General features: G+C 68.1%; 19 protein-coding genes and 1 pseudogene. 10 read left to right on the top strand and 10 right to left on the bottom strand.

The features are described from left to right. Positions 1-852: 852 nt before the first annotated feature. The 3 genes and pseudogenes from MVA01S_RS32415 to MVA01S_RS32345 all read left to right on the top strand — a co-directional run bounded on the left by MVA01S_RS32415 (position 853) and on the right by MVA01S_RS32345 (position 4080). Complete coding sequence (locus MVA01S_RS32415; protein WP_390176129.1) at positions 853-1431, top strand: heme-binding protein; 579 nt, start codon at positions 853-855, stop codon at positions 1429-1431. A 167-nt stretch (positions 1432-1598) separates the two neighbouring features. Then, on the top strand, positions 1599-2099 hold the full coding sequence (locus MVA01S_RS07710) for a hypothetical protein (RefSeq protein ID WP_237024360.1): 501 nt from the start codon (positions 1599-1601) through the stop codon (positions 2097-2099). Between the two features lie 104 nt (positions 2100-2203). Then, positions 2204-4080, top strand: a pseudogene (locus MVA01S_RS32345) (PE-PPE domain-containing protein). On the opposite strand, the gene MVA01S_RS07700 reads toward MVA01S_RS32345, so the two are convergent. The 3 genes from MVA01S_RS07700 to MVA01S_RS07690 all read right to left on the bottom strand — a co-directional run bounded on the left by MVA01S_RS07700 (position 4055) and on the right by MVA01S_RS07690 (position 6293). After that, positions 4055-4267: a hypothetical protein gene (locus MVA01S_RS07700; protein WP_003928852.1), complete on the bottom strand. Its 213-nt coding sequence runs from the start codon at positions 4265-4267 to the stop codon at positions 4055-4057. The pseudogene MVA01S_RS32345 and the gene MVA01S_RS07700 overlap by 26 nt on opposite strands. Next, positions 4264-4800, bottom strand: a complete 537-nt coding sequence (locus MVA01S_RS07695) for a DUF2243 domain-containing protein (protein WP_110765557.1) — start codon at positions 4798-4800, stop codon at positions 4264-4266. The genes MVA01S_RS07700 and MVA01S_RS07695 overlap by 4 nt, the downstream gene beginning before the upstream one ends. Positions 4801-4880: 80 nt before the next feature. Continuing rightward, positions 4881-6293, bottom strand: coding sequence for a RodZ family helix-turn-helix domain-containing protein (locus MVA01S_RS07690; RefSeq protein WP_003928850.1), 1413 nt, complete (start codon positions 6291-6293; stop codon positions 4881-4883). A gap of 382 nt (positions 6294-6675) precedes the next feature. Between MVA01S_RS07690 and MVA01S_RS07685 the strand changes: the two genes are divergently transcribed. Next, positions 6676-9438: a helix-turn-helix transcriptional regulator gene (locus MVA01S_RS07685; protein ID WP_003928849.1), complete on the top strand. Its 2763-nt coding sequence runs from the start codon at positions 6676-6678 to the stop codon at positions 9436-9438. Positions 9439-9526: 88 nt separating this feature from the next. Here MVA01S_RS07685 and MVA01S_RS07680 read toward each other — a convergent pair whose 3' ends face one another. The 3 genes from MVA01S_RS07680 to MVA01S_RS07670 all read right to left on the bottom strand — a co-directional run bounded on the left by MVA01S_RS07680 (position 9527) and on the right by MVA01S_RS07670 (position 12654). Continuing rightward, positions 9527-10882 (bottom strand): hypothetical protein, encoded by a 1356-nt coding sequence (locus MVA01S_RS07680; RefSeq protein ID WP_204249584.1) that lies wholly within the window; start codon positions 10880-10882, stop codon positions 9527-9529. 372 nt (positions 10883-11254) lie between these two features. Beyond that, entirely contained in the window at positions 11255-11932 is a 678-nt protein-coding gene (locus MVA01S_RS07675; protein ID WP_003928847.1) for a Crp/Fnr family transcriptional regulator, read from the bottom strand. 167 nt (positions 11933-12099) lie between these two features. Beyond that, positions 12100-12654 (bottom strand): hypothetical protein, encoded by a 555-nt coding sequence (locus MVA01S_RS07670; protein ID WP_003928846.1) that lies wholly within the window; start codon positions 12652-12654, stop codon positions 12100-12102. Positions 12655-12701: 47 nt separating this feature from the next. Between MVA01S_RS07670 and MVA01S_RS07665 the strand changes: the two genes are divergently transcribed. Further along, complete coding sequence (locus MVA01S_RS07665) at positions 12702-13466, top strand: endonuclease/exonuclease/phosphatase family protein (protein ID WP_060941567.1); 765 nt, start codon at positions 12702-12704, stop codon at positions 13464-13466. 52 nt (positions 13467-13518) lie between these two features. Here the strand turns inward: MVA01S_RS07665 and MVA01S_RS07660 are convergent, their stop codons facing one another. Further along, entirely contained in the window at positions 13519-14763 is a 1245-nt protein-coding gene (locus MVA01S_RS07660) for a sulfotransferase family protein (protein ID WP_003928843.1), read from the bottom strand. 28 nt (positions 14764-14791) lie between these two features. On the opposite strand from MVA01S_RS07660, the gene MVA01S_RS07655 reads away from it, so the two are divergent. The 4 genes from MVA01S_RS07655 (at position 14792) to MVA01S_RS07640 (ending at position 18151) form a co-directional block, all read left to right on the top strand. Further along, entirely contained in the window at positions 14792-15367 is a 576-nt protein-coding gene (locus tag MVA01S_RS07655) for a TetR/AcrR family transcriptional regulator (RefSeq protein ID WP_003928842.1), read from the top strand. Beyond that, a complete protein-coding gene (locus tag MVA01S_RS07650; protein ID WP_003928841.1) occupies positions 15364-16476 on the top strand; it encodes a DUF1214 domain-containing protein in 1113 nt (370 codons plus the stop codon). Before MVA01S_RS07655 ends, MVA01S_RS07650 begins: the two co-directional genes overlap by 4 nt. 128 nt (positions 16477-16604) lie before the next feature. Next, entirely contained in the window at positions 16605-17489 is an 885-nt protein-coding gene (locus tag MVA01S_RS07645) for a universal stress protein (protein WP_003928840.1), read from the top strand. Next, on the top strand, positions 17486-18151 hold the full coding sequence (locus MVA01S_RS07640; protein WP_003928839.1) for a hypothetical protein: 666 nt from the start codon (positions 17486-17488) through the stop codon (positions 18149-18151). Before MVA01S_RS07645 ends, MVA01S_RS07640 begins: the two co-directional genes overlap by 4 nt. Here MVA01S_RS07640 and MVA01S_RS07635 read toward each other — a convergent pair. Continuing rightward, a complete protein-coding gene (locus tag MVA01S_RS07635; protein ID WP_003928838.1) occupies positions 18120-19262 on the bottom strand; it encodes an acyl-CoA dehydrogenase family protein in 1143 nt (380 codons plus the stop codon). The genes MVA01S_RS07640 and MVA01S_RS07635 overlap by 32 nt on opposite strands. Further along, positions 19263-20495, bottom strand: a complete 1233-nt coding sequence (locus MVA01S_RS07630; protein WP_003928837.1) for an acyl-CoA dehydrogenase family protein — start codon at positions 20493-20495, stop codon at positions 19263-19265. Between the two features lie 332 nt (positions 20496-20827). Here MVA01S_RS07630 and MVA01S_RS07625 point away from each other — a divergent pair, with 332 nt between their 5' ends. Next, complete coding sequence (locus tag MVA01S_RS07625; RefSeq protein WP_003928836.1) at positions 20828-21703, top strand: hypothetical protein; 876 nt, start codon at positions 20828-20830, stop codon at positions 21701-21703. Here the strand turns inward: MVA01S_RS07625 and MVA01S_RS07620 are convergent. Next, positions 21684-23537, bottom strand: coding sequence for a putative bifunctional diguanylate cyclase/phosphodiesterase (locus MVA01S_RS07620; protein WP_060941566.1), 1854 nt, complete (start codon positions 23535-23537; stop codon positions 21684-21686). The two genes, MVA01S_RS07625 and MVA01S_RS07620, sit on opposite strands and share 20 nt — an antisense overlap. Positions 23538-23540: the final 3 nt, after the last annotated feature.

Here is a 23540-nt window from a genome sequence, read left to right as displayed (position 1 = left end):
ATACATTCGACCACCGACAGATGTGGGCATCCCAGACTGAGGACATCGGCGACGGCCACAGGAAGCGATGTTCTGTCTCTCGCACAAGAGAATTCGTGAGCGGCTGCCGCTGGAGGCACGCTGACTCGCTGCCGATCAGGCTCGCACGGGCGCCAGAACGCTTCGCGGGGAAGCGATGTCAGCGACGTCGTCCACCACCGCCGCGCCTGGGCGCGGGAGGCCGCGGTGCGGGTCCGGGCCGTCCGGCGCCCGGTCTCGGAGGCCCGGCTCCCGGTCGTCCAGGGGCCCCGACGCCAGGCGGTCCCGGACCCCCGACTCCAGGCGGCCCTGGAGGTCCGGGGACCGGGATATCTAGATCGAGATCTACATCGACAAGGTCTGGGACATAGACGGGCAACCACGGATCGACGTACAACGGAGGCGGCGGCGGATACTCACAAATCAGCGTGGTGAAGTTCCAGTACATGCCCGGCGGACACGGTGGCGGTGGTGGCTGAGCGCGGGCGACGGGTGACGCGGACAGTTCGATCAGTGGCAATGTTGTCAGAACGACGGCGGACACGGCGACGCGTTGTACCCAAGGCTTCATGGACGTCTTCTCTCGCTAGCCTCGAAGAGATTCTAAGGAGCCAGCGCTGCCCAGAGTGTCCGAATCGGCGCAGAAGCCGAAACGCGGCCTCCGGCAGGCAGGGCAGCAGAGGCGACGATGACGGTGTCGCGAAATCCCTTGTGTGACTATTCAAATAGATCTGCAATGACGAATATGCCCGCACGCTGAGGTCGGTCGACCTATCGTGAACCCATAGGGTGCGCGGAGCCTCGCCACCTCTGAATCGCGGAAGTAGCCGTGCGATGACTTCAGTGCTACATGAGGCCGGGATCAGCCCAGGCGGCGCTGTCCCAGCGATCTCGATGTCCGCGTCAGTCGCGCTTCGGCGTCCCCATCTCGTGAATGACCCGTCGGCTCTCCGTATCGCGTCGATGACGCGATACCGCTGTCTCGGTGCAGCCCACCGGTTTCGGGTGATGGCAATCCACTCGTTCACTGAAGGAGGATCGGCGATGACATTGCGGTTAAACCGGTTTGGGCGCCGGATAGCGTTCGGAACCGTCAGCTCTGCGATGCTGGTCTGTGCAACGGTCCTGGGCGGGTCCGTAGCCGCTGCTCAGCCGCCGGCGCCCCCTCCGCCCGCCCCGCCGAATTGTTCGCCCGCGGATTGGGCAGGGGTAAGAGCGGGGGTCGCTGCCTCGGTCTCGGTCTATCTCTTCACCCATCCGCCTGTCAACGATTTCTTCGCTACTCTCAAGGGCCAGTCCAAGGAAGAGATGCGCACCCGGATGCAGGAGTACATGGACGCCAACCCACAAGTGCGGGCCGAACTGGAGGCCATCAGAAAACCTGCGGTCGACTTTCTGGACCGCTGTAAATAGCGTGGTGATTCGATGGGGCAGGGTGATGTCACGCCGACCGCTGACCCGGATGTTCCGGAGGTTTCGCACGGCGACTCACCCGGTGGCCGTACCTGCCGAGAAGTGATCGCCGTCATCTGCAAGTGCTTGCCACACAATTGTTCTGACGTCAGCTGATGGAGGGGAGCGTGGACCTGGCGAGTTGGATCGTGGGTTTGTCGCTCATCGTGCTGACGATCGCGATCCACACGGTCGGGGTAGTCGTCATGGCATTCCATATGGAAGCGCGGATCAGGCGCCGATTCGGGATGCGCACGTTCGGTTCGAGGCGGGCGATTTCGATCGTGAGCAGCAGCATCGGACTCGTGGCATTGACGCTCGCGGTTCTACACGGTCTGGAGGGTGTGCTCTGGGCGTCTGCATACCGATGGCTCGGCGCGTTCGACTCTTTCACGGACGCCTCGGTCTATTCCCTGAGCACCATGGTCTCGCTCGACGTACCCGGTCTGGTGTTGCCGGAGCGGTTGCGTTTGATCAGCACGCTGGAGGCGGTGAACGGCGTCCTGCTGTTCGGCATCAGCACGGCGTTCATGTTCGCGGTGATGCAGGCGTATTTTCTGACATTTTTCCGTCGGCAGCGGGGCAACGCTGATGAGCGAACCGATCAGCAGCCTCGAACACCATGGTGACAAGCTTCCAAGGCCGCAGATGTGCCGCTCGCTCATCGGACGACGTCTCAGTATCGCACTACTGAGCGGTCTCGCCCGCCGATGAGTGATGATCCGTTGACCAGATGTGGGGCTGGCTCCACGGGATGGCACGGGGGGCTGTGATGAGAAATGGAACGAAATCCGGTGGGCGCCGCACGCTGTTGTCCACCACAGGGGCACGCAGGCTTCGTCCGGTCACAAGTCGGGTGACGGTGGCAATGGCGACCGCCGGCCTCGTGCTGACCGCCGGCACGCTGACACCGGTACAGAGCGAGACCCCCGCGATGAACCTGTCCGCCGACACCACCGCACTGATCGTGTGCGGCACCACGTGCCCGACGCCCGACGACATCACCATCGACATCGTCAAGAACCAGTACATCGCCCCGACCCACCCGGGGGACATCGACTACGTCCCGGTGACCACGCCCGAGGAGTTCTGGCCCATCACCGGGATATTCCGTCTCCTTGGGCTCGCGCTCGGGGACCCGAGGCTCTTCGGTCTCGGTGGGCCTGCATGGCCGGACGAGCCATGGTGGAAGCTCACGGGGCTCTTCGATCTGACCGCCAATCGATCGCTACAGAAGGGTGCGGACAGCCTGGAGGCGGCGGTAGCGGCGAACGAGAATGACCACCGGGTGATCTACGGCATCTCACAGGGCGCCGGGGTCGCGAACGTGGTGAAGCGCCGGCTCGCTGAGCAGTACCCGGCGGGGACCGAAGGCTCCGTCCCCGACATCGACTTCGTGCTCAGCGGTGACCCCAATCTGCCGAACGGCGGGCTGGCGTCCCGGTTCGCCGGCGTCCACATTCCGATCCTCGATCTTCTCCTCAACGGCCCCGCGGCGACCGACACCCCGTTCGACACAGTCGAAATCGCGCGGCAGTACGACGGGTTCACCGATTTCCGCTGTATCCGCTCAATCTGCTCGCCGACCTGAACGCGATACTGGGCCTCGTCTACGTCCACATGTACTCCTTCGACGTCAGCCTGCCCGCCAAGGACCCCACGACGTCGCCCGCCTACCGCGGCACATTCGGGGATACGAGCTACTACGTGTTCGACAATCCTGATCTCCCGTTGTTCGGTCCGCTGCGCACACTCGGCGTGCCCGAGCCACTGATCGACGTGGTCGAGCCGTTCTTCCGGGTGCTCGTGGAACTGGGCTATGACCGCAGCATTCCGCCGTGGGAACCCACTGTTGCGCGGCTGATTCCGAAAGTCGACCCGGCCAAGCTGATCGTCGATCTGGTGAACGCCGTCGGTCAGGGCATCAACAACGCCCTGGCTGTCGTAGGCCTGCCGCCACTGCTGAAGATTCCCGAGCCGCCCCGTCCGGCAACCCGCGCTGACGATGTCGGGACGGGAATGGAGCGAACCGCCGGCGCCGAACCTGTGGTGTCGGGCGTCGGGCTCGGGAAGTCCGATCCGCCACGGAGTGAATCGGCGCGCGATGAGGCGGAAGGCACCTCTCTGCGAACTGGGCTGGACGCCATGGCTTCTGCGGCAGAAGGAGGGCCGGAGTCGACCGGAGTGCCGCAGCCGGGCGAGTCCCTGGCAGCGGACGACGTCCCGAGTAAGGACACCGCAGTCGGCGGTGCTTCACCGCCGGTCATCGGCTCCGAACGTGTGGAGCCCACCTCGCAGCCGCCCGAACCTCGGCACCTTGGCCGGGATTCGTTTGACGCGCCGGAGCGGCCGAGCGTCGTTTCTCGCCACAGCGTTGACGCAACGCGCACGTCCGGCTCAGGTACGACCGAGACAGCCATCGCGGGGCACAGCGTTACGGCCGACGGCACGGACACGGCGGATGAACCACCCTCTGCAGGAACGCCTGTCGCTGCCCACCGTTGGTCGTCCGGTCCCTCACTGCAACGTGAACCTCGCGACGGCGGACCACGGACGACTGAAAATCGAGGCCCCAGCGGCACCTCTAGCCGGTGGCCGGATAGGTCTTGACAATCGCGCCGTCCTCGCCGCTGTGCCGCACCTGCACGTAGCGGTGCTGCGTGGGCACCAGCCTGGCGTGCTCCTCGAAGTCCGCCTCGGCCTCGGCGAGCGTGGTGTCACGAGAGATCGTCTGTTCGTCACGGTCGTGAACGCCGCCGACCACCACGTCAAAGGTGCCTTCGTCAGGCCCGGTCACTGCTGCACTCCCTCGGCGCCGGCGGTCTGCGCGTCCAGTGTGCGGGCGCCCCGCCGGTAGAGGGCCCAGCCTCCGGCGATGAGGAGCGCGCCGAAGATCAGGAACCCGATGTCCCAGGACAGTGGGGCGCCGAGGTCGTCGCGCACGTGATGGATGCCGAGAATCTGATGGTTGATCAGCCCCTCGACGACGTTGAAGATGCCCCACCCTGCCAGTAGGAGCCCGAAGTGGAAGGACCACGTGGGCGCCAGCCGGCCCTTACGCCAGGCCACCACGGTGAGCAGCGTGCCCACCCACACCAGGATCCAGGTCCCGACGTGGAAGAAGCCGTCGGCGAGGACGTTGACTTCGAGTCCCGCCAGGGTGTCCGTCGGGTACTCGTCCACGTGGCTGACCATGTGATGCCACTGCAGAATCTCGTGCAACACGATGCCGTCGATGAAGCCGCCCAGACCGAGCCCGAGAAGCAGGGCCGGCGCGATGCTGGGTTTCTGCGGGAGGACCGATGGCTCATGGGTCATGGATCTCGACATGGCGGGGGCTTACCCGCGAACCGGCGCCGAAAACGCCCGTGGGGGCGCCGCCTGCTGAAGAGACGGCGCCCCCGGGCCACTCAGGCGGCTGTGTCGGTCTTCGATGCGCCGGCGTCACTCTTGGTCGACGCCGAGTCCGATCCCGAATCCGCCGGGGAGCTCGCATGCGCCCCGGCGCTCGATCCCGCGCTCGATCCCGCGGTCGAATCGTGACCGGTCGGACCCTGGTCGCCGTCGTTGTCCGCTGACTCCTGTTCTCCTGCATTCGTTTCGGTCGCGTCCGCATCGGTTTCGGCGGCATCCGTGTCGTCGACATCTGTCTCGTCGGCGGCTTCGGTTTCTTCGGCGGCTGCTTCGTCGTCGGCAGACACCGGAGTCTGCGCCGGACTGCCGGTCGGCCCGTCCGCGACCTCGGATCCCACGGGTGCCGAACCCTCGGCGGCGCCCTGTGCATCGTCGGACTCTGCGGGGCCTGGTGCCGACTCCGTCGCGGGTCCGGTTGCCGGAGCCGGTGTGTCGCCGGTGGTCAGGGTGACGGTTTGCGCGCCGTCCGGCACGGTGGTCACCGCTGCCGTCGACACCGCCGCCGCGGCCGGCGTCGGGGCTGTGGGGGTGATCGCGGCGGTGATCTGCTTGATCAGCTGCTGCAGTGTGGACAGCGGGCCGCCGGTGGTGAGCAAGAGGGTGCCGTCGGGCTGTAGCACCAACCCCGGCGAGCTCAGCAGACCGCCGGCCTTCACGGTCACGCCCGGCTGGACCAATGGACCCAGGTCGGGGCCGTACCCGCCGTTGAGGAAGCCGTCGATGATCGTGGCCGGTGCCTTGATCAGCGCGTCCAGTACCGCCGCCGGGGACTTGCCGAACGCGTCGAAGACATCCTGCACCGCGGCCGCGATCGCCCCGGGAGTGCTGATCAGCGGTGCGATGAAACCGCTGAGCAGCAGCGTGGTGGCCAGCGGGTCCACGGTGAACGAGTCGATGATGTTCGCGAGATTCCGCAGCGGCTTGGTCAGCACCTCCTGCAGCGCGGGCAGCAGCTCGCCCACCGGAAGCACCACGGCCAGCGGCACCTTGATCAGACTGCCGACGGCGTCCGAGATCTGGCCTGCGGCAAGCTGATTGATCGCCGTCTGCACCAACTGCGGCACCTCGGTGAACACCGCGCCTGCGATGCCGGAGGCTGTGTCGCCGAGGCCGCCGGCCAGGGTGGCGAGGCTGTCGAGCTGGTTGAGCAGGAACTGGCGCAGCAGCGCGCCGGGATCGGCGTTGTCGACCAACGTGCCGATATTGGCCGTGACGCCCTGGAAAAGACCCTGGTAGGCGGCGAGCGCGTCGCCGGATGCCAGCAAGTTCACCGCGGCCGAGTACGCGGCCGGCGGGTGCAGGGATGTCACGGGCATGTCGGGCACGGCGACCAGGGTGGACGCGGCGATCGCGCCGGCGCCGAGGAAGGCGGCGCCCGCGGTGAGGGGGTGGCGAACGGCTGAGGGCATGGGGAACTCCTGGCTGAGGTGAGGCTGACAGCGGCGGGAACTTACCGGTGAGTAATGTCACGCCGGCATGACTCAACCACCGTCCGCGCCCGCCGCCCATCGCACGAACACGTGAAATTTTCCGATCAGCGTGTGATCGGACTGCTCGCAGATCGACGGGGGTGTCGCTCAGTGGAGCGGCGCGGAATCGGCGCGCGGGCCGGCATACCGCCGGTCGGGGCGCACCTGAGCGTGAGTACCGGGCACCGGGTCTCACGCGTTCACAGTAGCGCTGGGTGTGACTCAGGTCACAATGCGAATATCCGCACGTGCCTCTGCGTTGGCTACTGCGTCGACCCGCCACGCGGCGGTCTCGATCCGGCTGAGAAGAACGGACGAGCAGATGACGCGGATCGTGCTCCGGGGACGCGGCGAGGCGATGTCCCGCGCACTCACCGCGCTGCGCCACACGAACCGGACGGGGCAGGGCGCCGTGCTGGTCATCAGCGGCGAACCGGGCATCGGCAAGTCCGCCCTGCTGCGCGAGATCGCCGAGCAGGCCGCGCGGGCAGGATTCCGGGTGGGCGGCGGCAAGGCCGATGAGGGCGATCAGATCGCCTCCGGCGCACCGCTTCTGGTAGCGCTGCGGTCTGGGCCGCAACCGCTGTTCAGCGGCGAGGCCTTCGAGAGTCTGGCCGCGCTGTACGACAAGCCGCTGTGGCTGATCGACCGCGTCGGGGCGCTGCTGGAGGAACTGGCCGAACACTCGCCCGTGCTGATCTCCGTCGACGACGTGCAGTGGGCCGACCGGTTGACCCGGTTCGCGCTGCGCGCGCTGGCCGCGCGTCTGTCCGGATCGCCGGTCGTGTGGGTGGTGGCGGGCCGCCGCGGAGTCGGACGGGCGCTGGAGGACATAGTCGACGGCGCCGACGACGTCACCCATCTCACCCGGATCGCGCTCGGGCCGTTGAGCGCCGTCGATCTCGCGGAACTGGCGGCGGACCGGTTGAACCACCGCCCCTCCGCGCGTCTGCTCGCGCTGCTCGACGAGACCGGAGGGAATCCGTTCTGGGCGGTGCAGGTGATCGAGGGTCTCACGCGCCGGGCCGGCCGACAGCAGGAGGCTACGGATCTCTATGCCGAACTCGGCCTGCGCGTACGGGACCGGTTGCGTCAGCTCACCGGTGGCGCCGCGGCGCTGGTGCAGCTGGCCGCGGTCTGGGGGCGGCCGCTGAGCGCGGCGGATGCCGCCACGATACTGGGGGACACGTCGGAGGCCCAGATCGCAGCGCTGGCAAGGGAAGCCGAGGATCACGGACTGCTGGCCGGCGATGGTCACGAGGTGTACTTCCCGCACGACCTGTTCCGGGCTGCGGTCTATGCCGACATCACATCGGAGGACCGGCGGTCCCTGCACCGGGCCTGCGCCCTTCACCTCGTCGGCGGCGGCGGCTCTGTGCTGTCGGCGGCAGGCCATTTCCGTGCCAGCGCCGTTCGCGGCGACCGGGAGGCCATCCTGGCGCTGGATCAGGCCGCACGCGACAGCGAGTCGCTGCCCGACCAGGCCGCCGAGATCGCCGCGCACGCGTTTGCGCTGACGTCGGAGGGTCATCCGCTGTGGTTTCTGACCGGCGAGCACACCGTCGGGGCGCTGTTGCGTGCCCAGCGCGAGGGCGAGGCGCTGACGCTGGTGAACCGGCTGCGCGCCCGGGCGGTCGAGCCGGAGATCGTCGCCGGCCTCGAACTGCTGGCCTGCCGGGCGCTGTGGTGCGCCGGTGACTGCGTGGAGATGGAACGGCGCGCGACCGCGGCGCTGACGCTCGGCGACGTGTCCCAGGCGCTCCGGGCGCGACTGGCGTCCGCTCAGGCGCTGGCGGCCTCCCGCAGGCAGGCCGGTGCCGATGTCGAGGTCATGGCGCGCCGGGCACTGGGCGAGGCGAAGCGACTCGGTGACATCGAAGCCCAGCGGCTGGCGGTGGTGGCCTCGATCGAGGCGGCACGCAACGAGGGGCGGCACCGGCTGGCGCTGGAGAGGTTCACCGAGCTGCGACAGGTGTCCGATGATGCCTACCTGGCCGAGGAGATCCGCACGCTGCAGCACCTGGACCGGTTCGACGAGGCCGAGGCGATGCTGGCCAAGATCCGCGACGCGGCCGATGACGTTGACCGCCAACTGCCTTCCATGCTCTACGCGCAGATGTGGCAGGACCTCAGCCTCGCCCAGTTCGACGCCGCCGAGGCGGGCGCGCGGACGTTGTTGCGTCTGGCCGACGAGACAGGCAACCATGCCTACCGGCTCAACGCACGCACGGTGCTGGCCGCGGTGTCCGTCCACCGAGGCGAAACCGGCAGGGCCGCAGAGCTGTTGGACCCCGCCGGTGACACTGGGCGGACCCGGAGACAGCGGTCGCCGCGGCTGCGCCTGATGCAGGGATGGCTCAAGGCTGCCACCGGTGACCACGACGGCGCCCTGACATTGCTGGTGCCTCTGCTCGATGCGGCGGGGGAGTTTCGGGATCCGTGGCCGTGGTCGCCGCCGTGGATGCGGATCCTGGCCGGAATCGGACTCAGCGCAGGCGACCCCGTGTTCGCAGCGCGGGCGGCTCGAATCGCTGAGCTTGCCGCGCAACGCAACCCAGGAGTGGCGAGCCTGCAGGGCGCCGCTGCGCAGGTTCGGGGCCTGCTGGACGGCGACGTCGGCACCGTCGCCGGGGCGGTGCAGGTATTGCGCGATTCCCCTCGCCCCATGCTGCTCGCCGACGCGCTCCGGGATCTCGGATCGCTGCAACTGGTACAGGCGCGGCCCGAGGATGGTGTGCGCGCGCTGACGGAAGCGGCGGAGATCTATCGGCGGGTCGGTGCGGTGTCGGGAAGCCGTTCTGTGGCAGGTCTTCTGCGCAGGCACGGCGTCAGCGACGTCCGGATCACCTCGGCTGTATCCCGGCCGAGCACCGGATGGGCTGCGCTGACCCCGACCGAGATGCGTGTCGTGGCTCTGATCGGTGCGGGGCACACGAATCGTTCGGCTGCCTCGGAACTGGGTGTCTCACCGAACACCGTGAACACACATCTGCGATCGGTCTTCCGCAAGCTCGACGTCCGGTCGCGCGTGCAGCTGACCATCGCCCTGCGCGAACAGCCCGGTCTCGCCGAGCGGCTCGGCTGACGCCGAGCGGCTCGGCTGACGCCGAGCGGCTCGGCTGACGGAAACGGCCCCCTCGTGCCGAGGGGGCCGTTCCGTTGCCTGGATCTTGTTACTCGCCGCTGTCCGACTTGCCGCTGTCCGACTTGCCGCTGTCGCCGGCATCCGACGAATCGGCGGCGTCCTTGCTGTCGGTCGCGTCGTCATCGGCCGAGTCAGTCGAGTCGGTCGACTCCTCGGTGTCGTCGTCGGTCGTGTCCTCGTCGGTCACGTCGTCGTCGGTCGCCTCGTCTTCGGTGGCGTCGTCTTCGGTGGCGTCGTCTTCGGTGACACCGTCGGACTCCTCCTCGGTGGCGTCCTCGGCCGGGTCGGCGACGGTCTCGTCCTCGGATGCCTCCTCGCCGTCGACCGGTGCGGCCGTGTCGGTGGGGGTCGGCTCGGCGGGGTCGGTGGTGCCGCCGTCCTCGTCGGGCACCGCGGCGGCGTCCTCGTCGGTGCCGGTGCTGACGGGCAGGGTGACCAGGCTGTCCTTACCGGCCAGAGTCGGCGACGACACCAGGCTCAATTCGTCTGCCGCCGTGCCGGTCTCGGTGGCCTCGTCACCTGCTTTCACCCCGGCCAGCGCCGCGGCGATCGCCTTGGGCAGCTGCACGAAGAACGCATCGATGGGACCGTCCTTGCTGAACACGCCCGGGAAGAACTCCCAGTCGGCTGCCACGCTCGGCTGGTATCCGTTCAGGAACGCGTTCAGCACCTTGGCGGGGGCGTTGATCACCTCGCTGATCGCCGTCACCCAGTCGCCGTCGTAGATCGAGGCGGAGACGACGTTCAGGATGTCGGTCAGCTGGTAGACCGCGGTGATCGGGGGGCTGAGCAGCGAGTACGCGTAGCCGGTCGTCGCGTTGTTGGCGACCAGCAGCACGTCGAGCACCGCGGCCACCGACTTCAGGCCGAAGTCGCGGGCGATCTCGCCCGGGATCTTGAAGATCGGCTCCAGCGGCCAGCCCAGTTCACCGAGACCGAAGATGTTCCAGCTGGTGATCGTGGCGAACGCCTTGGTGAACTGCCCCTGCAGGACGAAGTCCCACGCAGTCTGCAGTGCTTCCGGCAGCTTGCCGTAGTGCTCGGCGGATCCGGCCGCCGATTCCTTCAGGCCGGTGCCGATCGTGGTGGCGTACCCGGCGAGGTTGCCGAAGAACTGCTCGAATCCCGGGAACGGATTGAAGACCGCGGTGGCGATCTCGCTGTACAGCGAGGACGCGGTGATGATCTCCCACGCGGCGGGCAGACCCTCGGTCAGGATGCCTGCACCCTGGGTGCCGAGGTTGCGCACGGTCGTGGTGATCGTGTCGCCGACGACGCCGATCGGATCGATCCAGCCGGAGAGTTCGACGGCGCGCTCCTGCACGACCGGGAGGGTGGGTGCCACCGGATTGATGGCGATCACCGAGGCTCCGGCGATTGCCACAGCTGCACCCAGCAACTTGGTCGGACGGGGCGAGGACGCGGACAGCTCAGGCCAGTAGCGATGAGCCGGTTCGGCACGGCGGGCCAGTTGCACAGTGACTCCTGAAAAATGTGAGGGGGATCAGCCGGGAAGGCTACCTGAAGATTAGCTGTGCCTAACCTAAGTAACAAGCCCTACCCTGCATCGCAGTTATCCGAAAAAAATTAACTGAAATGCCGCTATCCGCCCGCACGCAAAGAACTTTGAAGCGTGGCGGACGGATCGCGTCGCGGGCAACGCGGGGGCTGCCTGACCGACGCGAAGGTTATCCAACCGGCTGTCCGCCGTGGGTGCCACGTGCCGTCGACGTGGCCCAAATCACTTCGGGCGGTGTCAGCGCTGAGCCCGTCGGGCCAGCCGGGCGGGATCGCGGATGATGGTCGTCTTGCCCCGCTGCTCGATCCAGCCGCGCTGCGCGAAATCCGACAGCGCCTTGTTGATCGTCTCCCGTGATGAGCCGGCCAGTTGGGCGATCTCCTCCTGGGTGAGCCCGTGCTCGACGCGCAGCGCGCCGTCCTGCTGGGTGCCGAAGCGGCGGGCGAGGTCCAGCAGCTGCTTGGCGACGCGGCCCGGGACGTCGGTGAAGATCAGGTCGCACAACGCATCGTTGGTGCGCCGCAGTCGGCGGGCCAGGACGCGCAGCAGCTGGTCGGCGATCTCCGGGCGTTCGGCGATCCACACCCGTAACGCGTCACGGTCCATGGTGACCGCCTGCACGGCGGTCAGGGTGGTGACCGACGATGTCCTCGGGCCCGGGTCGAAAATGGCGAGCTCGCCGAACATGTCGGCAGGCCCCATCAGCGTCAGCAGACTCTCGCGGCCGTCGGGGGTGGCGCAACCGACCTTCACCGTTCCCGCCGTGATGATGTAGAGCCGGTCGCCGAGCTCACCCTCGTTGAAGACCCGGTGGCCTCGCGGAAAAGAGACCTCCTGGAGCTGGCTGCACAATGCCGCCACCGCGCTCGGGTCCACTCCCTGGAAGATGGCGGCCCGGGCCAGAACTTCGTCCACGCTGTCCTTTCTGGCTCTCGCCACCCCCGCTCCGGGCGTAGCCGGCGGAGGTGTTACCTGACTGAGAGCACGGGTAACCTACCAGGTCGAGCGTGATATCCGCGACTTCGCCCGGCCGTTCGTCGGCTGCAGAATCTCCGGAAGCCTCACGGGCGCAACGACTTCAATCAGTCGATGGCGATTCCCAGAGCCTCGCACAGCGACAGGAAGGCAATCGCGAACGGGTTCTCCGACGTACTGCGGCGCAGTTGCGGCCAGTCGAGTTGCTCACGCACCGCGCGCACCGCCGGGATCAGGCGGGAGAAGTCGCAGTGGTGCTCGTGCAGGGCCCGCAGCTTCTGGGTCACCACTTCCGTCGGGGACAGGACGGGCACGGCCAGCGCGAGCACCTCGCGTATCTGGGCCCCGTCGATCATCTCCCGGTTCACCGGCACCCGGTTGATCCGGTGCAGGACGTCGACCAGCGCAGGCTCGTCCACCCCGAGGGCGGCCTTGAACAACCAGTCCTCGGGCGGCCGGCGGATGTCGAAGCCGGCCTTGGACAGCGTGGCCGCCGCCGCCTCGGCGTCGCCCTCGGCGACCACGAAATCGACATCGTGGGTCGGTTCGGGACCACCGTGCACCCACAGCGCGTAGCTGCCGGCCAGCGCGAACGGCGGGCCCTCGGCCTTCAGCGCCGACGCGGCCCGGCGCAGCGACTCACGCAGCTCATGGTGGGACATCTGACACCGCCGTTGGTTTCCGTTGCAGGGTGGGTAGTGGGGTACCCATGAAGTTGGTGACGTTCAACATCCTGCACGGCCGTACTCCCGGTGACGGTGTGGATCTGGATCGCTTCACCGAATGTGTGGCCGGACTCGACGCCGACATCCTGGCGCTGCAAGAGGTGGATTCGATCCAGGCGCGGTCGGGCCACGCCGACCTGACAGCACTGGCCGCCGAGGCCATGGGCGCGCAGAGCCACCGCTTCGTCGCGGCGATCGCGGGCACCCCGGGGGCGACGTGGATGGCGGCCACGGGTGAGGAGCAGCCCGGCACCGCGGCGTACGGAGTCGCGTTGTTGTCGCGCTATCCGGCCCTGAGCTGGCAGGTCGTGCGGCTGCCGCGGATTCCGTTCCGGTTCCCGATGTATCTCAACGCACCGCGCCAGGTACAGATCATCCACGAGGAACCCCGCGCGGCCGTGATCGGCCAGTTCGACACCCCGCTGGGCAACCTGACCGTGGTCAACACCCATCTGTCGTTCGTCCCCGGATGGAACCGCGTCCAACTGCGCCGGCTGACCCGCGACGTGCGCGGCCTGCCCTGGCCGCGGATCGTCACCGGTGACCTCAACATGTCCGAGCGCGCGGCAAGCCGCTGGACGGGTCTGCGGCAGCTGGCGTCGGCGCCGACGTTCCCGGCTGACCGGCCCATCCGCCAGCTCGATCACGTCCTGACCGACGACCCCGGGCTGACGGCCGCGGCATGCGAGACCCCGCAGGTGCCGCTCTCGGATCACCGACCCCTGGTGGTGCGGCTGCAGCGGAAGTGACCGGCCCCGAGCGGCCAGGCCGAAAGTGGTTTGCGGCCAATGATTTCCGGTCTCAGGCGAGGAATCTCGCGCGGTAGCCGGCGAACCGTTCGCTGAGCTCGTCGGGATCCAGGCCGAACATCTGTGGTGAGGTGTGCACCCGGCCGTGCCGCCCGCGGCGGTGAGCCGTCAGATAGCGGTCGATCGACGAGCTGGCGTCTTCGGTGAACGGTTCTGCCGCAACGCGGTACACCGTGGCGGCGGTGGCCATCTCGTCGGCCATGAAGTCGTCGAAGGCGATGTCGACCGAGCGGGCGGCCGGAATGACGTCACGGTCGCGCAGGCAGGTGGACAGCAACCGGTCCAGCCGGTCGACCCATGCGCGGGCCACCGTCTCCACCTCGACCCGGTCGCGGTGCATCCGTTCGGAGTAGGTCACCATCGCGATCATCGACAACGCGACCGGTACCGGGTCACGGTGCGTGAACACCACGACGACTCCGGGCATCACGGCGTCGAGCGCGCGCAGCTGACCCAGGTGTTGCGGTGACTTGAGCACCCACCGGCGCCCACCGCGCAGGAACTGCAGGGCCTTGAGCTGGGTGACCAGGTATTCGTACGACGACGTCTGATCGCTGCTCCAGAAGTACTCCGTCCAGCGTGGCACGTGGGCGAGGGTGTCCATCAGCATCGTCGAAAAGTCGTTGGCCAGTAGCTGGATCTCCTCGTGTGCATGATCCGGGGTCATTTCGTGCATCAGCGCGAAGTGCGGCATCAGCAGGTCCATGGTCTGCACCGCCACCTCCATCCGGGCGATCCGCGGATCGGGCTCGACACCCGCCTCGGCGGGCAGCGGAAACGGCTCCACGCTCTCCCAGTAGGGCAGGCTGCGGAAGGTCGGCGCCGAGGCCAGCATGTTGTGCAGATGAGTAGTGCCCGACCGGGGTAGCCCGGCGATGACCACCGGTGGCGCCAGTTCGATCTCGGCGATCTGCGGATGCCGGGCCAGAAGATCGGTCAGCAGCAACCGGTTCTTGAGCCACTGCACGAGCTGGGCGTGGAAGTTCACGATGCCCGGACCGTGCATGTCGATCTCGCGCAGTTCGGCGACATAGCGGTCCAGACGTTCGCGGTAGTCGTCCGGGCCGAAGTCGGTCAATCCGGTGGCCTCCCGGGCCCGGGCGTGCAGGATCTCCGGATCCAGCGGGCAGTCCGCCGCCAGTGTCGCCATCATGTCGCGAAGCTGTTGTGCCGCAGGGGTATAGCGCGGCTCGGCGAGGTCGTCGAGATGGACGAGATCGTCTGTGGTGTCGGTCACAGCTCAATATGTTACTGTGAGTATCGTAATGACGACAGAGGTTGGACGGCCCCGGGATCGCGGCATCGACGAAGCGGTCCTGCGCGCGACGGTCGATTTGATCAGCGAATCGTCCTATGCGGAACTGTCGCTCGACGCGATCGCCGCGCGCGCGGGCACCAGTAAGCCGGCCATCTACCGGCGCTGGCGCGGCAAGGCCCATCTCGTGCACGAGGCGGTCTTCCCCCTCGATGCGTCCACCGGAATTCCCGCGACCGGGTCTCTGCACGGCGATGTGCGCGAGATGCTGGCCACGACGCTGGCGATGTTCAGCGCACCGGCGGCCCGGGCGGCGTTGCCCGGCCTGGTGGGGGAGATGGCCTCGGATCCGACATTGCACGCCGCCCTGCTGGAGCGGTTCGCCGACGTGCTGGTCGGCGATCTCAGTGAGTTCCTGCGATCCGCGGCGGACCGCGGCGAGGTGCGCGCAGACGTCACCGCGACCCAACTCGCCGAAGCCGTGGCCGGAATGACGTTGTTGGCGTTGCTCACCCGGGGCGCCGACATCGACGCCGACTGGACCGAGCAGACCGCGACTCTGATCACGAAAGGAATCGGTGCATGACCCCGGACGCCCACGAGGCCACCACGGCGTGGCGCGAGCTGCTCGACACCCTGCGCAGCCTCGACGACTCGTTCATGACCGGCCCGAAGGCCGTCACCGACGATCGCCACGTCGCCGACGGCTACCGGATGCTGGCCACCACCCTCGGGGTCGCCTTCGACACCTACCTGTTCGCCGATCCCGGCCGACCGCGGTGGATCGAGCTGAACTCGCCGTGGCGGCCCGACCGGCGCTGGGGCGGGGACAACACCGATGCCATCTACTACATGTGCCCGGTCGATCCCGCCCGCAGATACCGGATCAGCGGGAATCGCGGTGACAGCGTGTACTTCTCGGTCACCGCGTACAACGAACCGGCGCCGGGGGCGTGGTCGGACCGCATCGTGGCGCTGGTGCGCGACGACGATCTCGACATCGACGACGCGGGCAACTTCAGCTTCGAATTCGGCCCCGAGCCCGACGCCGCGGTGCTGATGACGCGCGACTACCAGGCCGATCCTCTGGTGGGCAGACCGGCAACGTGGCAGATCGAGGCTCTCGAGCCGCCCGCCCCGTTCCGCCACGGCGAGGCCGAGACGGCCGCGGCGCTGCGGGCCGGGGCGGCCTGGCTTCGCACGATGTTCGCGATCCTGCCGCTGACGGTGGGTGTCAGGAACGCCGACGAGCACCGCCTGGGTCATCAGACCGCAATGGCGGCAAATGATTTCGCCGATCCGTACCAGGTGCCCGATGCCAACTTCGGCTGGTCGGCACGCGACGCCTGCTATTCCTACGGCAGTTTCGACCTCGCCGAGAACGAGGCGCTGGTGATCACCCATCTGCCCCCGGACTGCAGGTTCTGGAACCTGGTGGTCTGGAATCAGTTCATGGCGGTGCCGGGCGTGGCCGACGCGCGCAGTTCCGTCAACGGCGCCACTGCGGTGCCCAACAGCGACGGTACGGTGACCGTGGTGGTGTCCCGCGGGATGACCGGTCACCCCAACGCGCTGACCACTCTCGACTATCCGCGCGGGAATCTCGCCTTCCGCTGGTTCATGGCCGACCGGGTGCCGCAGCGCCCCCGCGTGCAGCTGGTCGACATCGCCGACGTCCCGACGGCGGTGAGCTGAGCGCCGACGCGAGGGACTTTGGTCCCACCGGGTGGTGACGGCCTGCCACTTACGCCGAACGCCGCCGTGGCGATACCGTCGTGGTGTCCGACGGCACCGGTGCCGTCGGCCACAGGTGAGGAGCACATATGTCCACCAGCGCAGCACCCAACGGCATCGTGGTCGCGGTCGACGGTTCGGCGGAGTCCAGGGTCGCGGTCGACTGGGCCGCCCGCGACGCGGCCATGCGCCGGGTTCCGCTGACGCTCGCGCACGTCCTGCCCGGTGCGGCGATGCAGTCGTGGATCCAGGCCCCCCTGCCGATGTCGTACCTGGAGGACGAGCGGGAGGAGGCGCGCCGAATACTGGCCGACGCCCGTGCGGTCGCCGAGGCGGCCACCGCCGCCGACCCCGTCGAGGTCGACGAGGTGGTGCTGTCCGGACAACCGGTGGCCACGCTCGTCGACCTGGCCAGGGGCGCCGACATGCTGGTGGTGGGCAGTCGCGGCAAGGGCAAGTGGGAACGCCGGCTCCTCGGATCGGTCAGTACCGGGCTCGTGCAGCACGCCCGTTGTCCCGTTGCGGTGATTCACGACACGGATCCGCTGATTCCGCATCCGGCGCAGGCCCCGGTGGTCGTCGGCGTGGACGGTTCGCCGGCCTCCGAGCGTGCCACCGCGATCGCGTTCGACGAGGCATCGCGCCGCGGGGTCGAGCTGGTCGCCGTGCACACCTGGAGTGACGCGGGGTACGAGCTGCCCGGTTCCGACTGGGCGGAGGTGCAACCGGAGGAGGATTTGCTGCTGGCCGAGCGGTTGGCCGGATGGCGGGAGCGCTATCCCGACGTCGTCGTGCGTCGGGTGGTGTGCCGCGACCAGCCGGCCCGCCGGCTACTGGAAGAGGCGGCCAACGCCCAGCTGCTGGTGGTGGGAAGCCACGGCCGCGGCGGCTTCGCCGGCATGCTGCTCGGCTCGGTGGCCTCTCAGGTCGCGCAGGCGGCGCGCGGCCCGGTGATCGTCGCCCGCACCTCGTGAGCCCGCGGCCTTCCCGGTGGTGGCCGGCGGCCGCGCTGTCCGCGGCACTGGTCGTCGGTTACCGCGGCCGGATGCGTCGGTGGATGTACACCTGGGGTGCGACACACGAGGAGTCGGTGGCCGGGCTGCCCGGCGACGATCTGGTCGCCGGTGGTCCACGCACCACCAGGGCCGTCAGCATCGCGGCGGCACCGGAGGCCGTGTGGCCCTGGCTCGCGCAGATCGGTGAGGACCGCGGTGGCTTCTACAGTTACAGCGCGCTGGAACGGGCCGTCGGCGCCGACATCCACAACGCCTCGGTGATCCACCCCGAATGGCAGTCGCTGCGGGTCGGGGACACGGTGTGGCTGGCCCGGCGGGGCGGTGACCGCGGCAGGCAGGTCGTCGCCGCCCTCGAACCGGGGTCGTCTCTGGTGTTGATGTCACCCGACGACTACCGGCGTGTGCAGGAAGGCGAAAAAGCCTCCGGCAGTTGGTCTTTCCACCTTCTCCCGGAGGGCTCCGGCACCCGGTTGCTGGCGCGCGGCAACGGCGGCTACGCAGGCAACGTCCTCTACGACGTCGTGCACTTCGTGATGGAGCGCAGGATGCTGCTCGGCGTCCGCCGCCGCGCCGAAAGCCCGGCGCGTCCTACCGCCTCGTCAGCTCGGCGTAGCGCGTGAGGTGGTGGTCGGTGGACCCGAACTCGAACTGCAGCGCGGTCAGCCGCTTGAAGTAGTGGCCGATCGCCAACTCCTCGGTCATGCCCATTCCGCCGTGCAGCTGCACCGCCTGCTGCCCGACGAACCGGGCGGCCCGGCCGACGGTGGCCTTGGCCGCCGATACGGCCCTGGCCCGGTCGTCGGCGTCGCCGTCGAGCTTCAGCGTCGCCAACAAAGCTGCGGCCGCAGCCTGTTCGACCTCCATGTACATGTCCACCATGCGGTGCTGGAGCACCTGGAAGCTGCCGATGGGCTGACCGAACTGCTGGCGTTGCTTGCAGTATTCGACGGTGTCGGCCAGCGCCTTCCGCATGCAGCCCACCGCCTCCGCGCAGATCGCGGCGGCGCCTTCGTCACGGGCACGCGCGATCGAGGGCCACGCGCCTCCCTCGTGTCCCAGCAGTGCCGCCGACGGTAGCCGCAGGTCGTCGAAGACGATGTCAGCCGCACGCCGGTCGTCGATCGTCCGGTAGCTGTGCAACTCGATACCCGCTGCTGCCGAATCGATCTCGACCAGAAACAGCGAGATGCCGTCGGTGTCGGCGCGCTCACCCGCGGTTCTCGCGGTGACCAGCACGTGACCGGCCAACGGGGTGGCCGTCGAGACGATCTTGGCACCGGACAGCAGCCAGTCGTCACCGTCGCGGCGGGCCGTCGTGCTGACGTCTCGCCAGTGCTCACCGGAGGTCGGTTCGGTGGCCGCGAGGGAGACGACGGCATCGCCGGCGACGATCTTCTCCACCAGCGCCGTCGCGGTGTCGCCACCGGCGCGGTGCAGCAGTCCGGCCGCGACGACGGCGGTGTCCACGTAGGGCTCGATGACCAGTGCGTGTCCGAGTGCCTCGGCGATGAGCATCATCTCCACCGGACCGCCGCCGATGCCGCCGGCCTCCTCCGGTAGTGCGGCACCGAGGATCCCGAGCTCCTCGGCGAAGGCCCGCCAGATCTCCGGCTGCCAGCCTGGACCGGTCTTGGCTGCGGTGCGGCTCTTCTCCAGGTCGTAGCGGGTGGCGAGGAAACGGGTGAGGCCGCCGCGCAGCAGTTCTTGTTCGTCGGTCAGTGTGAAGTCCATTTACAGCCCCAATGCAGCCTTGGCGAGGATGTTGCGCTGAATCTCGTTGCTGCCGGCATAGATCGAGCCGGCCCGGTCGTTGAAGTAGCGCAGCGGTGCCACCGCCTGCCACGGCTCTCCGCTGAGGTAACCGCCTGCCGGCGGCTCGAATTCGGCGATGGGTCCGCCGGGGCAGGTGGCGTGCGGCTGGTAAGCCCGGCCGCGCGGGCCGGCGGCCTCCATCGCGAGCTCGGTGATCGCCTGGCTCAACTCGGTACTGAGTACCTTGAGCATCGAGGATTTCGCGCCCGGGTTGCCCCCTTCGGCGACCACGGCGAGCACCTGATACTCCAGGATCTCCAACACCTCGGTGCGGATGCCGACCTCGGCGAGCTTGCGCGCGAAGGCCGGGTCGTCGATCAGCCGGCCACCGGACGGACCGGGCTGGTCGGCGGCCGCGGTGCTGATCTCCTCGACCATCACCTGCAGCGCCGGCGCGGTGGCACCGCCGCCGCGTTCGAACTCCAGCAGGTACTTGGCCACGGTCCAACCGTCGTCGATCTCTCCGATGACGTTGCCCTTGGGCACCCGCACCTCGTCGAAGAACACCTGGTTCTGCACCTCTTCGCCGGAGGTCATCACCAGCGGCCTGATCTCGACGCCGGGCGTGGACATGTCGATCAGCACGAAGGTGATCCCGCGCTGCTTCTTGTCCGAACGGGTGGTGCGCACCAAAGCGAACATCCAGTTGGCTTCCCTGGCATGCGTGGTCCAGATCTTGCTGCCGGTGCAGACCAGATCGTCGCCGTCATCGCGTGCGGTCATCGACAACGCCGCCAGGTCCGAACCCGCCTCCGGCTCCGAATAGCCCTGACAGAAGAAGACCTCGCCGGTAAGAATGCGCGGCAAGAAGTAGTTCTTTTGCTCGTCGGTGCCGAACTTGATGATCGCGTGCGCGACCATCCGGATACCCATCGGTGACAGCGACGGGGCGCCGGCGAGTGTGGATTCACGACTGAAGATGTAGTGCTGGGTCAGGCTCCAGTCACATCCGCCATGGGCGACAGGCCATGCCGGTGCGGCCCAACCGCGCTCGTGCAGGATCTGCTGCCACTGCATGCTCGCGTCGTGATCCGCGTACACGCTGGTCATCAGGCGTCCGGCTCGGCGCAGCTCCGGGGTGAGCTTCTCGTCGAGGAAGGCCCGCACCTCGTCACGGAATGCCAGGTCGGCCGCCGACCACTGGAGGTCCATCGCTGTCTCCTTTCCGCTGAGCGTCAGAGACAGAGTAAACCTAGTTAGTTAAGTAGGGTGGGAGCGGGGGTGTCCTGGCGCCGTCTGCCGGCCCCGGTGTGCTCCCGATCACCCGTCTCGACAGGCGTTGTTCCAGCGAACGCACAGGTGACGGCCGTCGCGGTGGTAGCTATTTACTCGTTGCCACAGTTCGTGATGGCAAATCCCCTCCGAAACCATCACAGCTGTGGCAACCGACGCCGCCGGATCGGTTTGGCGTCCATATTCTCGATGCCATAGCCTTTCACCGGGCCGACTTTCTCTCGGCCACGGCAAATAAGAGGCGAATAACCTTGTTCTGTGAGCCCGAATGGGACGACGAAGTCGACGTGGTGGTCACCGGCACCGGTTCGGCCGGCTTGGCGACAGCTATTTCGGCGGTGGAACACGACGGTGACGTCTTTCTCGCCGAGGCCGCCGGACCGGACCTGGCCGGCGGACTGCACGGGCTCCGGCGCTATTTCGCCGGTGCCGACGAGGACGGTGCCGACGAGGACGAGGACGAGCGCGACGAGGCGACCAGCGAGTACTTCTGGGCGCTGACCGAGGACCTCGACCTGACCACCCTCAGCCGGCCCGGTCCCGACCTGCCGGTGCGTCTGATGCCCGAGACCGCGCCCATCCGCGGGCGCAGCGTGCCGCCGTTCGAGGGATGGCGGTTACGGGAGTGGGCGGCAGTCTGCATCCCGTCGCCGACCGGTTACCTCTACACGCAGGTCACCGACTGGACGTCGACGACGATGTGCGCCGAGGGCGGGGAACAGTTCGAGATCACCGAAATCGGCGTGATGTCACCCGATCCCGACGATCCCGCCGGTTCGGTGCACCGCTGGCTGACCGCGGAGGCCGATGACCGCGGCCTCTCGCCGTGTCCGGTCCGGCGGCTGGATCGGCTGGTGTTCGACGAGGGGCGGGTGACCGGTGCGGTCTTCGCCACCGACGAGGGCCCGCTGACGGTCCGGGCCCGCCACGGCGTGCTCGTCTGCGACGACACCGCCGGGCGGGGCGCACCCTGGCCTGCGCTGGCAAACGGCACACCGTTGCGGGTCGCCCTGGTGGGCAAGGACGCGAGTCGATTCGGGCGGTTGGAGATGCTGACGGCGGACCCGGCAGTGGCGCAATCGATCCCGTCGCCTTCGGCGGCGACGGTCACGACTTGGCGAAGCTGACCGGAATCCGTCCTTTGGCGAGCAGCTCTTCCATCGCGGCGCCGGGGATCGGGCGGGACAGCAGGAATCCCTGCGCCCGGTGACACCCGTGCCGGAGCAGCGTCAACGCCGCGACCTCGGTTTCGACGCCCTCGGCCACCAGCTCCAGACCGAAGGCCTCGGCCAGCGCGATGATCGCCCGGACGATCGCCAGATCGCCCGGATCGGATCCGAGTTCGCGCACGAAGCTCTTGTCGATCTTGAGGGTGTCGACGGGCAGTGACTTCAGATGCGACAGCGCGCTGTACCCGGTGCCGAAGTCGTCGATGGCGATGCGCACGCCGGCCTCCTGGAGACCGTTGAGGGTGACGCGGGTGGTCTCGATGTCCTGCACGACGACGCTCTCGGTGATCTCCAGGCAGATCGACCCCTTTTCGAGGCCGAACTCCTCGACGATGGCCGCGACCGCGTCGACGAATCCGTCGGTGACCAGCTGCACCGGGGAGACGTTGATGCGCATCACCGCGTCGGCGCCGATGCCCCGCGAACGCCAGGCGGCGAAGTCGGCGCACGCGGCTCGCATCACCCAGCGGCCCAATTCGCCTGCCAGGTTGATGGATTCGGCCACACCGATGAACGACTCGGGGGACAGCAGCCCGCGGGTCGGGTGCTGCCAGCGGACCAGGGCCTCGCACGCCAGGATCTCGCCGGTCCGCATGTCGACCTCAGGGAGATAGTGCAGCACCAGGGCGCCGTTCTCGATGACGCCCTGCAGGTGCAGTTCGATGTCGTTGTCGAATTCGTTCTGCAACGACATGTCGTCGGTGAAGGTGACGATCTTGTTGCCCCCGGAACTCTTCGCGCCCAGCACGGCCTGGTCGGCGCGGCGGAGCAGATCCGAGGTGGTGTCACGACCCGGTATGCCTTGGGCCACACCGATGCTGACCGTGCGGGTCAGCAACTCGCCGTCGATGGAGACCCGTTCGCACAGCGTCGTCCGCAGGCGGTGCGCCAGTGCCTCGGCCTCCTCGACGGCCATCGGTTCGGCGGGGACGAGGACGAACTCGTCACCGCCGAGTCGGGCGATCAGATTGGGGCAGTCCGCACCCCGGCGCAGCCGCTCGGCGAGTACCCGGATGAACCAATCGCCTGCGGTGTGCCCGAGGTAGTCGTTGATCGCTTTGAGGCGGTCGAGGTCGAAGAACAGCGCCGAGACCGGCCCGGGCTCCCCGGCGGCCAGTCGTTCGTCGAGATGGGCCAGCAGGGCACGGCGGTTGCACAGCCCCGTCAGGTCGTCGTGCTCGGCCAGATAGCGCAGTTGTTCCTCGGCCTGGACCCGCGCCTGCACCTGGGCGAACAGCGACGCGATCGCTTCGAGTCCGTTGAGTTCCTCGGCGGTCCACTCCCGGTCGCCGAACTTGATGAACCCGAGGACGCCGGTGGTCAGCTCCCCGGAGACCAGGGGAGCGGCGGCCATCGAGGTCGCCGGCACCGCCCGGGTCTCCTCGATGCGCTTCTGATAGTCGTCGGTGGCCGGCTCGGGGCGGAACACCATCGGCTTCTTGCCGTGCTCGGAGTGCGCGAAGACCGGGTCGGCGTCGGCGAAATACACCAGCGCGAGCGGGTCGGGATCGGGCACGCCGGGCCGCACGGGCCATTCTGTGACGAGTCGGGACGCGCGGATCTTGTGGTCGTTGTAGCGCAGGAAGCTGACGTCGACGCCCAAGTAGGCGACGAGTTCTGCCAGTACCCGCTGACTCACCTCGACCGAGGTCGCGGCGTTGGCCGCCATCAACTTGGTGGCCACCGAGGTGACCACCAGGTCGAGACTGCGGAGCGTGTCGCTTTCAGGCATCGT

This window comes from Mycolicibacterium vaccae NBRC 14118 = CIP 105934 (assembly GCF_001552715.1).
Taxonomy (GTDB): Bacteria; Actinomycetota; Actinomycetes; order Mycobacteriales; family Mycobacteriaceae; genus Mycobacterium; species Mycobacterium vaccae.
Note: the sequence above shows the minus strand (reverse complement) of the source record. Positions and strands in the feature narration are given on the sequence as shown.

What these genes read in the sequence shown, in the direction of transcription:
- MVA01S_RS07690 (WP_003928850.1), bottom strand. Translation starts at nt 6,293, where the DNA reads ATGCCCTCAGCCGTTCGCCACCCCCTCACCGCGGGCGCCGCCTTCCTC.
- MVA01S_RS07670 (WP_003928846.1), bottom strand. Translation starts at nt 12,654, where the DNA reads ATGTCCCACCATGAGCTGCGTGAGTCGCTGCGCCGGGCCGCGTCGGCG.
- MVA01S_RS07695 (WP_110765557.1), bottom strand. Translation starts at nt 4,800, where the DNA reads ATGTCGAGATCCATGACCCATGAGCCATCGGTCCTCCCGCAGAAACCC.
- MVA01S_RS07650 (WP_003928841.1), top strand. Translation starts at nt 15,364, where the DNA reads ATGACCCCGGACGCCCACGAGGCCACCACGGCGTGGCGCGAGCTGCTC.
- MVA01S_RS07620 (WP_060941566.1), bottom strand. Translation starts at nt 23,537, where the DNA reads ATGCCTGAAAGCGACACGCTCCGCAGTCTCGACCTGGTGGTCACCTCG.
- MVA01S_RS07655 (WP_003928842.1), top strand. Translation starts at nt 14,792, where the DNA reads ATGACGACAGAGGTTGGACGGCCCCGGGATCGCGGCATCGACGAAGCG.
- MVA01S_RS07630 (WP_003928837.1), bottom strand. Translation starts at nt 20,495, where the DNA reads ATGGACCTCCAGTGGTCGGCGGCCGACCTGGCATTCCGTGACGAGGTG.
- MVA01S_RS07635 (WP_003928838.1), bottom strand. Translation starts at nt 19,262, where the DNA reads ATGGACTTCACACTGACCGACGAACAAGAACTGCTGCGCGGCGGCCTC.
- MVA01S_RS07665 (WP_060941567.1), top strand. Translation starts at nt 12,702, where the DNA reads ATGAAGTTGGTGACGTTCAACATCCTGCACGGCCGTACTCCCGGTGAC.
- MVA01S_RS32415 (WP_390176129.1), top strand. Translation starts at nt 853, where the DNA reads ATGACTTCAGTGCTACATGAGGCCGGGATCAGCCCAGGCGGCGCTGTC.
- MVA01S_RS07645 (WP_003928840.1), top strand. Translation starts at nt 16,605, where the DNA reads ATGTCCACCAGCGCAGCACCCAACGGCATCGTGGTCGCGGTCGACGGT.
- MVA01S_RS07685 (WP_003928849.1), top strand. Translation starts at nt 6,676, where the DNA reads ATGACGCGGATCGTGCTCCGGGGACGCGGCGAGGCGATGTCCCGCGCA.